Source organism: Streptomyces sp. NPDC014656 (assembly GCF_043084305.1).
GTDB lineage: Bacteria > Actinomycetota > Actinomycetes > Streptomycetales > Streptomycetaceae > Streptomyces.
Map to the genome: position 1 here is coordinate 71,234 of NZ_JBIBZN010000020.1, position 14,129 is coordinate 85,362.

The 14,129-nt window shown below is 73.8% G+C and carries 10 protein-coding genes; 1 reads left to right on the plus strand and 9 read right to left on the minus strand.

From position 1 onward, the window contains the following. Window positions 1-5 precede the first annotated feature (5 nt). Complete coding sequence (locus ACF1ED_RS33175; protein WP_391766873.1) at window positions 6-365, plus strand: YciI family protein; 360 nt, start codon at window positions 6-8, stop codon at window positions 363-365. An 84-nt stretch (window positions 366-449) separates the two neighbouring features. On the opposite strand, the gene ACF1ED_RS33180 is transcribed toward ACF1ED_RS33175, so the two are convergent. The 9 genes from ACF1ED_RS33180 to epsC form a co-directional block, all read right to left on the minus strand. Then, window positions 450-1,283: an SAM-dependent methyltransferase gene (locus tag ACF1ED_RS33180; protein ID WP_391766875.1), complete on the minus strand. Its 834-nt coding sequence runs from the start codon at window positions 1,281-1,283 to the stop codon at window positions 450-452. Window positions 1,284-1,322: 39 nt separating this feature from the next. Then, entirely contained in the window at window positions 1,323-3,572 is a 2,250-nt protein-coding gene (locus ACF1ED_RS33185; protein WP_391766877.1) for a cytochrome P450, read from the minus strand. A 31-nt stretch (window positions 3,573-3,603) separates the two neighbouring features. Next, entirely contained in the window at window positions 3,604-4,785 is a 1,182-nt protein-coding gene (locus tag ACF1ED_RS33190; RefSeq protein ID WP_391766879.1) for an acyl-CoA dehydrogenase family protein, read from the minus strand. 188 nt (window positions 4,786-4,973) lie between these two features. Continuing rightward, window positions 4,974-6,503: a class I SAM-dependent methyltransferase gene (locus tag ACF1ED_RS33195; protein WP_391766881.1), complete on the minus strand. Its 1,530-nt coding sequence runs from the start codon at window positions 6,501-6,503 to the stop codon at window positions 4,974-4,976. Between the two features lie 117 nt (window positions 6,504-6,620). Continuing rightward, window positions 6,621-8,237 carry a tyrosine 2,3-aminomutase gene (cmdF, locus tag ACF1ED_RS33200; protein ID WP_391766883.1) on the minus strand — a complete coding sequence of 539 codons (1,617 nt, stop codon included), beginning with the start codon at window positions 8,235-8,237 and terminating at the stop codon, window positions 6,621-6,623. A 45-nt stretch (window positions 8,238-8,282) separates the two neighbouring features. Further along, window positions 8,283-10,868, minus strand: coding sequence for an AMP-binding protein (locus tag ACF1ED_RS33205; protein ID WP_391766885.1), 2,586 nt, complete (start codon window positions 10,866-10,868; stop codon window positions 8,283-8,285). A gap of 215 nt (window positions 10,869-11,083) precedes the next feature. Beyond that, window positions 11,084-12,334 (minus strand): NikS protein, encoded by a 1,251-nt coding sequence (locus tag ACF1ED_RS33210; protein WP_391766887.1) that lies wholly within the window; start codon window positions 12,332-12,334, stop codon window positions 11,084-11,086. Further along, window positions 12,331-13,293: a PLP-dependent cysteine synthase family protein gene (locus ACF1ED_RS33215; protein WP_391766889.1), complete on the minus strand. Its 963-nt coding sequence runs from the start codon at window positions 13,291-13,293 to the stop codon at window positions 12,331-12,333. Before ACF1ED_RS33215 ends, ACF1ED_RS33210 begins: the two co-directional genes overlap by 4 nt. A gap of 76 nt (window positions 13,294-13,369) precedes the next feature. Then, complete coding sequence (gene epsC / locus ACF1ED_RS33220) at window positions 13,370-14,101, minus strand: serine O-acetyltransferase EpsC (RefSeq protein ID WP_391766891.1); 732 nt, start codon at window positions 14,099-14,101, stop codon at window positions 13,370-13,372. Window positions 14,102-14,129: the final 28 nt, after the last annotated feature.

Genomic DNA, 14,129 nt, shown 5'->3' on the forward strand with positions numbered 1-14,129 from the left:
GACAGGTGAAGTTCCTGCTCATCATGCACATGAACCCCGTCCTGTGGGACAAGCTCTCCGAAGAGGAGCAGCAGGAGGTGTTCGACGGCCACGACCGCTTCCAGGAGATCATCCGCGGCAGCGGTGAGATGGTCGGCACCAAGGCCCTCGACGCCCCCACGAACACCGCCACCGTCACCGTCAGGGACGGCGCGGTGCGGTCCGTCGAAGGACCGTACGTGCCGGGCGAATCGTTCCTGTGCGGCTACTACGTCGTCGACGTCGCCTCCAAGGAGCGCGCCGTCGAACTCGCGGCGCTCATCCCCGACGCGAAGCTGACCGCCGTGGAAGTCCGCGAGGTCGTCCACGACGACGGCGCCGAGTGACTTCCGCCGCAGACGACGGAGGGGGCCCGCCGCTCACGCGGCGGGCCCCCTCCGGATTTCCCGCGTCACGGGGACCCGGGGCGTTCAGACACGAGGCCTGCGGACCGTGACGATGCTGTACGCGACGCGCTCGGAGCCCGGGCTGAAGAAGTCGGCCATCGCCTCCTTGAGCCCGGCGACCGCCTCGTCGCCGAAGGCCGCGCGCAAGGTCTCCCGGCCCTCCTCGGCGGCCTCCACGTACTTCGGTCCCATGCCGAACACGCGCGGGCCGCACTGGGTCCACTCCTCTACCTGGAAGCCCGCCGCGCGCAGCGCCACCAGCCACTCCTCGACCGGCTGGAGCAGCGGCAGGGCCAGCTTCTCGGCGAGCACGTCCCGCTCGTCCCGCGGCACGCCCGGGGCCAGCGTGTAGTCGGTCATCGTCAGGGCACCGCCCGGACGCACCACCCGGAACAGCTCGGCGAGGGCCGCGGCCAGGTCCGGCGCGTACTGCAGCGATTCCATCGCCATCACGGCGTCGAACGAACCGTCGGCGTGGTGGCCGAGCTCGGCGTAGCTGCCGTGCTCGAACCGGAGCCGGTCGGACAGGCCGCGCGCGGCGGCCTTCTCCGTGCCGGCACCGGCCTCGAATCCGCTGACCGTCACGCCCGTGACGTCGGCGCCGGTCTCCTCGGCGACCAGCAGCGCCGGCCCGCCGGGCCCGCAGCCCGCGTCGAGGACCCGCTGGCCGGCCCGCACGCCGAGCACGTCGACGACCTTGCGGGTCAGCCGGCGGGAGGCTTCCGCCATCGGGGTGTCGTCGTCCGGACCGAACCAGTAGCTCAGGTGCGCCTGGCCCTCGTTGAAGACGTCGGAGACCGGGGACGACTGGTCCCAGCGCTCCCCTTCGCGGATCGCCTGCGCGGTCGTTGTGCTCATCTCTCCTGCTCCTGGCGGTGACGGCGGATCGGTGGCGGATCAGTAGGTGACGACGGCCCGGAACCGGACCTCGCCCTTGGCGGCCAGGGCGACCGCCTCGGCGATCCGCTCCTTGGGGAAGACCTCGACCATCGGGTCGACCTTGCCCTCGGCGACCAGCCGCAGCGCCTCGGTGAGCTGCTCGAGACCGTTGTGGGTGGCGCCGATGATCTGCTGGCGCTGCGCCCAGACCGGGCTGGCCGGCCCGATCGAGAAGGACCCCTCGGGGTCGATGGTGGCGAGCACCAGGCGCCCGTTGGGGCGCAGCCCCTGCAGCGCCTCGGTGGCCGCCTCGTACGAGGTGCCGGTCACCAGGATCACGTCGGCGCCGCCCGCGGCCGCCAGCTCCGCGCCGTCGGCCACGACGACGGAGGCCCCCAGCTCGCGGGCCAGGTCGTGCTTGTCGGGGGAGCGGGTGATCGCGACCGTGTCGAAGCCGCAGGCCCGGGAGAACTGCAGCGCCAGGTGGCCGAGGCCGCCGATGCCGAGGACCGCCACCCGCTCGTGCGGCTTGGGGTCGGCGGCGCGCAGCGCGCTCCACGAGGTGTAACCGGCGCACAGGACGGGCGCCGCCTGCACGTAGCCGACCTCGTCGGGCAACAGCACCGTCGAGTCGGCGAGCACGGTCGCGTACTCGGCGTGATGGCCGGGGACGGTCAGACCGCTCATCACGGGGGCAGCGCAGTTCATGCCGGACTGGCCGGTCAGCGGCAGGTTGAGCCGGCAGTAGTCGCACGTCCCGCAGGTGCCCTGCACCCAGGTCGCGCCGACCCGGTCACCGACCTTGCGGTGGGTGACGCCAGGACCCACGGCGACGACGTCGCCCGCCGCCTCGTGACCGACCACGACCGGGTCGAACTGGGGGAACGGGAAGTGGCCGTCGGTCAGCCAGAGGTCGTTGTGGCACAGACCGCTGGCCCGTACCCGGATCAGCACCTGGCCGGGGCCGGGCTGCGGAACCGGGACGTCCCGCAGCTCCCAGGCGGCACCCACCTCGGGCACCACGGCGGCCTTCATGGTCGTCGGGCGGGCGTCGAGCAGCACCGGCAGCTCGGCGACGCCGTTCATGATGAACGTGCCCTGCGGGGCGATGGACTCGGCCGGCACGGCCAGGCCCAGGTGCGGGAACCGCTCGAACAGCGCGGCCAGCGCGACCTCCGCCTCCAGCAGGGCCAGGGGTTGGCCGATGCAGCGGTAGATGGCGTGCCCGAAGGAGAGGCTCTCCTTGTCGGCGCGCGTGATGTCGAAGCGGTCGGCGTCCGCGCCGTGGACCTCGGGGTCGCGGCCGATCGCCGCGTAGTTGACGAGCACCGGCTCGCCCTTGGGGATCGTGACGCCGCCGACCTCGACGTCCTCCACGGGGAAGCGGAACGGCAGGTGCGCCACGGGCGCCTCCACCCGCAGCGTCTCCTGGATGACGTCCTGCCAGGTCGCCTCGCCGGAGCGGACCAGGGCGAGCTGCTCCGGGTGCGTCAGCAGGGCGAGCACGGCGTTGGCGATGAGGTTCTTCACCGGCTCGGTACCGGTGGCGAGCATGATGTGCAGCGTGCCGACCAGCTCGTCGTCCGACAGCAGTGAGCTGTCCGCCCGCTGGGCCGCGACGAGGTCACTGGTCAGGTCGTCGCCCGGCGAGCGCCGCTTGGAGTCGACGAAGTCGAGCATCTCCTGGTGCCAGCGGGCCACGTTGGCGGCGGCTTCCTCCGGCGAGATGCTGGTGTCGACGTTGACCTCGCCGCCGCGCAGCATCTCGGCGCGGTCCTCCGCGGGCACCCCGAACAGGTCGCAGATGGCGCGGGCCGGCAGCGGGTGGGCGAACAGACCCTTCAGGTCCACCGGCTCACCGGCCGGAAGGGCGGCCAGCTCGTCGAGCAGCTCGGTGGTGATCGCCTCCACGGCCGGCCGCAGCGCCTCCACCCGGCGCGGGGTGAAGGCGTGCGCGCACGGCTTGCGCAGCCGGGTGTGGTCGGCGCCGTAGGCGGTGGTCATGTTCTCCATGAGCACCCAGCCGATCAGCGGGAAGTCCTCGCCGACCGTGCCGTCGACGTAGGCGTCGAAGTGCCGCCTGCCGTCCTTGGAGAAGCGGTGGTCGCTGAGGATCTCCCGGGCGGCGGCGTGGCCGGTGACCGACCAGGCCCTCACCCCGCCCGGCAGCTCGATCGGGGCCACCGGTCCCTGCGCCCGTATGCGGGAGCCCTCGGCGTGGATGTCGGAGCCCAGGGGGTCCAGGGCGACAGGGCAGCGGCTTTCCATCGGGAAGTCCTCCGGCGGATCTCGGGTGGGCCTACAGGTAGACGGTGTTGGGCTCCTGGCCGCAGACGATCCGGCCGTACAGTTCGAGGTTGGTGTTGGGGTGGAGGATCGCGTGCAGGTTGATGGTCTGCACGTCCCGCTCGATGCGCTGGATCGGCACCGAGCTGTAGATCGAGGAGCCGCCGCTCGCGGTGTTGAGGAGGTCCACGGCCTCCTTGGCGCGCTGGGTGACGGCACCGAGGTCGAGGCGGACCCGGGCCCGCTCCTCCAGCGTCCACTCCTCACCGGCGGCACCCTTGGTGTCGACCATCGCGGCGGCGCGGTGGGCGTGGAAGTCCGCCTCGTCGATCTTCACGGTGGCCTCGGCGACCTGGAGGTGCGTCAGCGGCGCCTCGGCCTGGCTCTCGTACGAGGTGTACGTGATCTTGCGGCCGGGCAGCCGGTCCAGGAACGCGTCCTTGGCGGCGCGGGCGAGACCGAGGGCCGGGGCGGAGATGGTGGCACAGGCGGTCGGCATGAACGGCGCGCTGTAGAGCGGGGAGCCCGCGTTGAGCACCGAACGGTGCTGCCCCATGAGCACCGGCACCATCGGGAGCACGCGCTCCTGCGGCACGAACAGGTTCTCGGCGATCGTGCTGACGCTGCCGGTCCCGCGCAGACCGGCGGTGTGCCAGTCGTCCACGATGGTCAGGTCGGAGACCGGGATGGCCACCATGATCGGCTGCGGCTCGCCGTCCTCACCGATGAGGATCGCGGCGTTGGTGTTCCAGTGGCTGTGCTGGACACCGGAGTTGAAGGACCACTTGCCGTTGAGCACGATGCCGCCGGGGACCGGCGTGGCCATGGCGGTCGGGCTGAGGATGCCGCTGACGCGGACGTCGGGGGTCGAGAAGACCTCGTCCTGGACCTCGTCGGGGAAGAGGCCGACCATCCAGGAGCTGATCGCCCAGACCGAGGCGGTCCAGGCGGCGGAGCCGTCGCCCCGGGCGAGCTCGGCGAGCGTGTCGACCACGGTGCGCATGTCGGACTGGTAGCCGCCGTAGCGGTGCGGCACGCGCATCTTGAGAATTCCGGCCTCGGTGAGGGCCTCCACCGTCTCCTGGGACAGGTTGCGGTTCTCCTCGCCGACCGGCGCGTTCCGCTGGAGCAGCGGGATCAGGTCCGTCGCACGGCGGACGAGTTCTTCGCGGGACGGCGCCTCGATGGTCTGCATGAATTCTCCTGAATCGGTCACCGGAGTTGGGCCGAAAGGATCGTTGCACCGAGCAATGGGCGGTTCCATATTCGATGTTGCTCAGTGCGGAATGCCGGTGCGCGACGGGCCCGTGGGGACCACCGGGCACCGGCCGATCGGGCGGTTCCCGGCTTCCGGGAACCGCCCGGGAGCCTCCGGAAGCGCCGTCAGCGCTTCTCCGCCGTGATGATGACGAAGGTGCCGGGACCGGTCTCGGCCACCGGCGAGAGCCCCGCCTCGTCCAGCCAGGCATGGACCTGCTCGGTCTCGAACAGCTTGATGCCGTCCGGGCTGCCCGGGAACGCGTGCGAGCCCTGGAAGTAGCGGTAGACCGGGTCGGACGCCCAGCGGAACGTCAGCAGCGTCAGCCGGCCGCCCGGCCGCAGCGCGCGACCGATCTCGGAGATCGCCCGGCCCGCGTCCGGCAGCGCCTGGAGCGCGTTCCAGCAGTTGACCGCCGCCAGGGAGGAGTCCGCCACCGGAAGCGCGAGGGCGCTGGCCCGCAGCGTCGCGATCTCGGGCAGCCGGGCTCGCAGACCTGCCAGCATGGGCGCGATCAGGTCCAGGGCCAGCACCCCGCCGTCCGCGGCCGCCTCGGCGACCACGGCGGTCCAGCGGCCCGCCCCCGCGGCGACGTCCAGGACGGGACCGTCGACCGCGGACAGCTGCTCGGTCAGATAGGCGTCCTCGTCGACGGGGCTGATCGCCCCGCCCCAGTTCTGCCCCATCACCCGCAGGAACGCCGGGCGCAGCACGTTCTCGTAGTGGAAGCCGATGCCCTGCAGACCGGCCGCGTTCTGCAGCACGTCGTCCTCGTCGTGCTCGCCGGCGCCGGCGGACAGGTCGAGCACACCGTGCGGCAGCGTGTAGCTCCGCTCGCACCCGGTGCAGGACGCGCCGGTGGCCGCGAACGACAGCGCGGCGCGGCAGGCGGGGCAGCGCAGCACGTCCGCGAAGCGGCTGAACTCCTCGATGCGGGGGGCCGGCGGCTCGGCCGGGCGGGCGTCGGCGTGGACGCTGGTGTCACGGACCACCGTCGGGTGGCCGTTGCGCAGGGCCCACAGGGCCTTCGCACCGGTGTACGCGAGTACCGAGCGGGTGTCGCTCGACCAGGTCGCCGCGAGCTGCTCCGGCGTCAGGGCGCGGATCCAGTCCTGGTCGAAGGCCAGCTCCTCGGTGCCGAGCTGCCACTCGTACGGCGAGGGCCAGACCCGGCCCAGCACGACGTCCTCGGGGTCGAGCGGCTGCAGGCAGCGCTCCAGCCGGGTGCGGTCGTCCGGGGTGAGCTCGGTGCCGGCCGCGGCGGCGAGGATCCGCTCCCGGTCGTCACCGAGGTGGGAGAGCAGGTACAGGGCGGCGAGCTGGGTGGGACCGCCCGGCTCGGAGCCGGTGAGCAGCGGCAGATAGCCGGCGAGCCCGGCCCGTACCGCCTCGGTCAGCGGACCGCCGCCCGCGGTGTGCTCGGTCTCGGCCAGGAGCCCGAGCAGCAGCGCGAGGTACCCCTGGCGCAGCTCGTCGGCGCCGGACAGGGCGGCCACCAGCCGGGGCACCTCGGCCAGGGCCCCGTCCGTGGCCGCGCCGTCCTTCCACAGCGCGTCGGTCAGCCGCAGGAACTCCGCGTCGGCCCGGTCGGGCGAGGCGTCGAGCAGGGCGTGCGGAAGGGCGTCGGTCGGCGGGGCGACCGGGGCGGCAGTCATGGGGTGCGGGGTCCTTTCGGGCAGCGGGCCGGGCAGGGGGGGGCGGAGCGGGCCGGCCGCGGTCTGCGGCCGGCCTCGCGCGCCGTGGACGAGGGGCGACGGGTGACCGGCGCCGGGTCAGCGCAGGACGACGTCGGTGTAGCGGTCCAGGGCCGCCAGGAACTCTCCGCGCGACAGGGCGGCGGCGACCAGCTCGATGTCGTCGGCCATGTAGCGGTCCACGCCCAGCGTCGGGACCAGCGCGCGGACGGCGTCGTACGTGGCCTTGGCGGCCGGGCTCAGGCCCTCGAAACGGCCCGAGATGTCGACGGCCTGCGCGGCGGCGAGGAACTCGACGGCGAGGATGCGGTTGTTGTTCTCGAGGACGCGGCGGGCGTTGCGGGCGGCGATCAGACCCATGCTGACGACGTCCTGGTTGTCGCCGTTGGACGGCACGCTCTGGGTGCTGGCGGGGCCGATCGTGCGGTTCTCGGCGACGAGCGCGGTGGCCGGGTACTGGGCACCGGCGAAGCCGCTGTGCAGACCGGGGTCGCCGGCCACCAGGAACTCCGGCAGGCCGTAGCTCAGGTGACGGTTGAGCACCCGGTTGACCTGGCGCTCGGCGAGCACACCGAGCTGGGTCAGCGCGATGGTCACGAAGTCCATGGCGAACGCGATGGGCTGGCCGTGGAAGTTCGCGCCGTGGAAGATCTCGTCCTGGCCCTCGAAGAACAGCGGGTTGTCGTTGGCCGAGTTGAGTTCGATCTCCAGCTTCTGCACCGCGTGGTAGAGAGTGTCGCGGACGGCGCCGACGATCTGCGGGATGGCCCGCAGCGAGTACGCCTTCTGCAGGTAGATCTCGGAGCGCTGGACGTCCTTGCCGGCGTCCTTGTCGGCCTGGAGCTCACGGCGCAGGTCGGCGTGCTCGACCGTCAGGTTGCTGCCGTCCATCAGCGCGCGCATGTTGGCCGCCGTGTCGATCTGCCCCTGGTGCGGGCGGGCGATGTCGTGGCCCTCGGCGAGGAACGGGCTGGTGGAGCCGCGCAGCGTCTCGATGAGCAGCGCCGTGACGATCTCGGCCTGACGGGCCTGCGCGAGGGCGCGGCCGACCACGAGCGAGCCGAGACCGGTCATCGCCGAAGTGCCGTTGATGAGGGCCAGGCCCTCCTTGAACTTCAGCTGGAGCGGCTCGATGCCCAGCTCGTCGAGGACCTTGCGGGTGGGCACCGGCTTGCCGTCGCGCAGCACGTAGCCCTCGCCGATCAGGGTGCTGGCCACGTGGGACAGCGGGGCGAGGTCGCCACTGGCGCCCAGGGAGCCGATCTGCGGGATCGCCGGGGTGATGCCGAGGTTGAGGTAGAGGGCGAGGCGCTCCAGGATCTCCGGGCGCACCGCGGAGTAGCCCTTGGCCAGCGTGTTGAGGCGGGCGGCGACGACGGCGCGCGCCTCGTCCTCGGCGAACAGCGGCCCGACACCGGCGCTGTGGCTGCGGACCAGGTTGGTCTGCAGCTCGGTCTCCTTGGACTTGTCCACCTGCATGTAGATCATCTCGCCGTAGCCGGTGGTCACCCCGTAGATCGGGATGTTCTGCTCGGCGATGCCCTCGAAGATCTCCCTGCTCCTGCGGGCCTTCGCCATCGCCTCACCGGGGACCGCGACCTGCGCGCCCTCCTCGGCGACCTGACGCACCGAGTCGATGGTCAGGCTCTCGCCGTCGAACGCGACCGGAACGGCGGAAATCTCGACTGTCGTCAACGTACTCACTCCCAGTGGAATCGGATGAAGGCAGGTGATGCGGGGTCAGGCCGCGGCGGTCGCCGCCCGCAGGCGCGAGCGGTCCACCTTTCCGGCGGCGTTGCGCGGCAGGCGGCCCGGCGCCTCGTGGAACGTCGCGGGCAGGGTCAGGGGGCCGAAGTGGCCGCGCAGGTGCGCCCGCCATTCGGGGGCGGTGCCGAGCGGCCGGCCGTCGGCGTCCCGGCGCGGCACGACGTGGACGTCGAGTCCGCGCACCAGGCCCGACACCGGTTCGGCGACCGGCACCACGGCGCACTCCAGGACGGAGGCGTGCGAGGCGAGCGATCCTTCGATCTCGGTCAGCTCGACCCGGTTGCCCGCCAGCTTGATCTGGAAGTCCTCGCGGCCCCGGTACTCCAGGGTCCCGTCGGGCAGCCGCCGCCCGAGGTCGCCGGTGCGGTACCAGCCCCCCTCGGCGCCGGGCGTGTCCAGCCACTCCACCGGGCGGAACGGGGCGCGGTCGGCACTGCCCAGGTACCCCGAGGTCACATAGGGGGAGCGCACCACGACGCTGCCGGTGACCCCGGCCGGACAGGTCAGGTCGTTCTCGTCGAGGACGAGGATCTGGCGGCCCGGGATGGCCCGGCCGACCGGCACCGGGCCCTCGGTCAGGCCGGTGACCTCGTGCCAGGTGGCGGCGACGACCTCGGTCGGGCCGTACAGGTTGAAGACGCGGAGCGCGGGCAGTTCCCCGGCCAGACCGCCGAGCAGCTCCGGCGGCACCGCCTCGCCCATCAGCAGCAGATGGCCGAAGGCGTCGAGCCGCGGCCCCGCCGCGGTCCGGGCGATCACGTCGAGGAGGTCGCGGGCGAAGCTGGGCACGGTCTGCAGGTGCGTGATGCGGTGCTCGGCCAGCCACGGCACCAGCAGGTCCGGGTTCACCCGCACCTCGTCGGGCACGACGTACAGCGTGCCGCCGGCGGCGAGCGTCGCGCCGACCTCGGCGAGCGCCGGATCGTGCTCGGGGGAGACCCATTGGGCCACCCGGGCTCCGGGACCCATCGCGAACCGGGTGCCGAGCCAGCCGGTGAACTGGGTGAGCGCGGCGTGCGTCTGAGGGATGCCCTTGGGGCGGCCGGTGGAGCCGGAGGTGAAGGCGATGTACGCGGTGTCGCCGGGGGTGACGGCGGGCGCCGGGGCCGCGGGCGGGGCGGCCGCGCCGGCGGTCACGTCCACCACCCGGCCGCCCAACTCGGCGTGGTACCAGTCGAGCAGTTCGTCGGTGCCGTCGCCCTCGACGACCACGCAGGCCGGTCGCAGGGCCGTGAGCACGGAGCGGCCGCGCTCACCGGCGGGACCGGGGGCGAGCCAGCACAGCCGGGCGCCGTGGGCGAGGACGCCGAGCAGCGCCGCGATCCGCAGCGGCCCCGCCGGCATCCGGACCACCACGGCGTCGCCGGCGGTCACGCCGGCGGCGGCGAGCCGCCGGGTGACGTCGCGGGCCGCCGCGTCCAGTGCGGCGTAGCCCATGGAGCGGCCGTCCCAGACCACCGCGGGCGCGTCGGTGACGGCATGCGCCGCCACCTGCAGGGGCAGGGGGTCGGTGTGGCCGACCGGCCGGAACATCGGCAGGGCCGCGTAGCGTTCGATCAGCGCGGCGGCCGGGAGCAGCGGCGGCAGCGTGTTGACCGGCGTGTCGGGCGCGTCCAGCGCCGCCGTCAGCAGGGTGCGCAGCCCGTCGAGCAGGTTCGCGGCCGAGCCCGCGTCGTAGAGCGCGGTCCGGTACTCCAGACGGCCCGAGAGCCGCGGAGCCCCGTCGTGGCCGCCGGCGTCGAGGGCGTCGACGACGAGAACGAGTCCGGTCGGCAGCACCACCCGGTCGGGGACGACGGGCGAGGCGGGCAGGCCTGCCACCCGGTCGACGACCGGAGCGGCGGTCCGGTCGGCGAAGACGGCGTCGAGCTGCGGGAGGTCCCGGTCACCGGGCAGCGGGTGCGGTTCGAAGCCGAGGAGCGCGCGCAGGGTCCCGTCGCCCGCGTGGCCCCCGTGCCGCAGCAGCAGAGCCCGCAGCGCGGCGAGGAGGACACCGGTCGGGGACGCGCCCTGTTCCGCGGCGACCTCGGCGACCCGGCGGGCCGGCTCGCCGTTCCACACGAACGGCAGCGAGGCCCCTCGGTACCGGTGGGTCCTGGTCCGGAGGGTCCGGACGACCGCCTCCCGGGCCGCCGTCTCCCGGGCCGTCGCCACCGCCTCCGGCTCCGGGGCGGGGGCGCCGTGGCGCTCGTGCGCGTACGCGGCCGAGAGCGTGTCGACCAGCCGGGAGACGTGCGCCTCGTCGAGGGCGCCGTCCACCGTCACGAACAGCAGCAGGTCCGCCGGGGCGATCCGCGCCGCGTACAGCCGCGCGTGCGGACCCGCCGTGACCGCCGTGCCGGACCGGTCCGCCGGAGCCTCGGTGGCCCACCGGCCGCACAGCGCGGCGGCCAGCGCGTCGACGTCGTCCACCGGCACGGCGGTGAGGTCGGTGAAGCGCAGCGGCTCGGCCGTCTTCGCGTCGCCGGGCCGGGCGCCCACCGTCGTGTCCCAGGCGCGGCGTAGCGCGGCCAGGTCGAGGTCGCCCGCCAGCCGGAATCCCGCGCACCGGGGGGACACGGGAGGGTGCGCCGGGGGCCTGTCGCCCGGCTGATTCGCTGCCGCTTCGAAGTTCACGGGGACATTGTTCGACCGCGTGACCGGGCCGTGCTTCTCCTGGAGTGCGGAGGTGCCCGCGCACCCGTTCTCCAGGCGGTACGGCCGTGAACACCGTGGTTACTTCGCCATGTCGGGCCCGCGCGGACCCGCACGGGCGCCGGCCGCCCCGCCTCGGGTCAGCTGTCGCGGGGCTCCGCCTTGAACCAGAGCCCCGCCTTGAACCAGGCCTCCGCCGCCCGGATCCGGGCCTCCGTCTCGGCCCGGTCCGCACCGGTGACGACGAACGCGGCGAGGAAGTCCCCGGAGTGCGAGGCGTCCTGAACGGTGTCGCCCACCTCCGCGTACGTCGTGTACTTCACGACGCCCTCCGGCAGCGTCGCCGGGTCCGGCAGGGCGGCGAGCACCCCGGGGCGCTTGGTGAAGAGCAGCTGCCCGGCGAGCTGCGCCGGGTCCGCGCGCTCGCCCGTCGGGGCGGGCAGGCCCAGCTGGCGGCGGACCGGGTACTCCATGGGGTCGAAGCCGAACAGCGCCCGCTGCACGTCGCGCACGCCCGCGCCCCCGGCCCGGGAGGCCGCCTCGCACAGGACCAGTTCGCCGTCGGTGGTGTGGAACACCTCGATGTGGAAGGCGAAGTGCTCGGGGCCGTCGAACGCCTCCAGGATCCGCTCGCCGAACGCGACGAGCCGCCGTGCCAGCGGGTCGGCGGTGTCGAGGGCGATGTCGACCCGCCCCTTGCGGTCGCGGAAGTCGGCCAGCGCGTACTGGTACTGCGACGGCCACATCGTCGCGATCCGGCCGTCCAGGACGGTGCCGTCGATGTGGCACATGGAGCCCTCGACGAACGTCTCCGCCAGCCACTCCGGTTCGCCGTCGGGACGCAGCAGCTCCGCGTCCCGCGCCCAGTCGGCGAGCTCCTCGCGGGTGCGCAGCACGGACACGCCGACCGACAGCAGCCCCTGACGGGGCTTGACCACGACCGGCAGGCCGTGGACGTCGGCGAAGGCGTCGAGCTCCGCGGCCGAGCGCAGCAGGACGTGGGCGGCGACCGGGATCCCGGCGGCCGTGGCGAGTTTCTTCATCTCCCACTTGTCGCGGTACATCAGGGCCGACCCGGGCCGCTGGCCCGGCAGCCCGAAGCGCTCGCGCAGCGCGGCCGCCCGCAGGATGTCGAACTCCTGGCAGGCCACGATGTCGGTGACCCCGAACTCCTCGACGAGCTCGGCGGCCCGCCGCTCCACATGGGCGCCGGTGTCGTAGTCGGTCAGCACCTCGGCGTGCAGGTAGGGAGCTCCGGTGGGCAGCTCCTCGCCGAACAGGGCGAGCTGTTCGGCCGAGCCCAGCAGGACGATCTTCTCCCCGTGGTCGGCGAGCCAGCGCTCGTACGGATTGGCGCGCAGCGAGCCGCGGTGCAGGACGAGCGTGGTCATGCGGAGGTCCCTTCGTTCCAGATGCTGACGTAGCGTTCGCCGGTGTCCGGCAGGATCGTGACGATCGTGCGGCCCGCGTAGGCGGGGTCCCGGGCGAGCCGGAACGCACCGTGCACGGCGGCGCCCGAGGAGAGCCCGGCGAACAGCGCTTGTTCCCGGGTGAGTGCCCGCGCGGTGTCCAGCGCCTCGTCGTCGGAGCAGGTCAGCACCCGGTCGATGAGCGTGACGTCGGTGGTGGGGGAGACGAAGCCGCCGTTCAGACCGGGGATCCGGTGGGTGCCGGCGTATCCCTGGGAGAGCACCGGCGAGCCCTCCGGCTCCACCGCGACGATCTCCACGCCGGGGTTGCGCTCGCGCAGGAAGCGCCCGGTGCCGGTCAGGGTGCCGCCGGTGCCGACCCCGGCGACCAGGACGTCGACCCGACCGCCGGTGTCCGCCCAGATCTCGGGTCCGGTGGACTCGTAGTGGGCGCGGACGTTGTCGGGGTTGTCGTGCTGGCGCACGTACCAGGAGCCGGGCGTGGCGGCCTCGATCTCCTCCGCCTTGGCGATGGCCCCGGCGAACCGCTCGGCGCTGGGCGTCTGCACGATCTCCGCGCCGAGCGCGGACAGCAGCCCGATCCGCTCGGGGGTGGCGCTGTCGGGCAGCACCACGATGCAGCGGTAGCCGCGCAGGGCACTCAGCGCGGCGAGCGCGATCCCGGTGTTGCCGGAGGTCGCCTCCACGACGGTGCCGCCCGGGGCGAGGTCGCCGCGCTGTTCGGCGCCGCGCAGCATCGCGAGCGCGGCCCGGTCCTTGATGCTGGCGAACGGGTTGGTCGACTCGATCTTGGCGAGGACCTCGGCGCCGGGCGCGGCGTCGGGGACCCAGAGCCGGACGAGCGGCGTGTTGCCGACGAGTTCTTCGAGGCCGGCGGCGACACGCCGCCCGGCGGGTGCGATGAGGAGATCGGGGGTCACCGGAAGGCTCCAGGAGTGGGGGACGGGGAAGGGGAGGGCAGAGGGGAGGGGACGGGGGACGGGGCGGCCGCGGGGGTCACCAGGAGCCCGCCGAGGCGAGCTCCCGTACGGCGTCGGAGACCGAAAGCGGCGGCCGGTCGCCCGCGGACGCGCCCGCGGGGCCGCCGGTCCGGCCGGCGACGGGCGGGACGCCGGGCCCGGCGCCCCCACGGGCCGCCGGCACGGGGCCGGCTTCGAGCGGGGGCACCGCCCGCGGCCCCGGCGCCGGACGGACCACGGAGCGGGCCGCGTACACCCGGGCGCCGGGCGGCAGGTCCTCGGTGACCGTCGCCATGGCCCCGACCAGGGCGCGGTCGCCGATGGTCACCGGGCCGAGCACGGTCGCGTTCGCGCCGAGGATCACGCCGTCGCCGACCACCGGGTGACGGCGGGCGCCCGGCGGGCGCTGGTTGTCGGCCCACCAGCCCACCGCGCCCAGCGTCACCTGCTGGTAGATCGTCACGTCGTCGCCGACGACGGCGGTCTGGCCGATCACCACGGAGGCGCCGTGGTCGATGAACACCCGCCGGCCCAGCACCGCACCGGGATGGATCTCCACCCCGGTCCGCCGCCGGGAGATCCGGGCGACCGTGCGTGCCGCGGCGCGCATACCCCGGCCGTACAGCCGGTGGGACACGCGGTGGGCCCACACGGCGGACAGGCCGGTGTGGCCGAGCGCCTCGCGGCGGCTGGTGAGGGACGGGTCCCGGGCGACGACGACGGAAAGGTCCTCGGCCAGGGTCCGCAGCAGTCCGGTCTCCTCGGTCATGGGGTCGGCTCCTTTCGGTGCGGCCGTC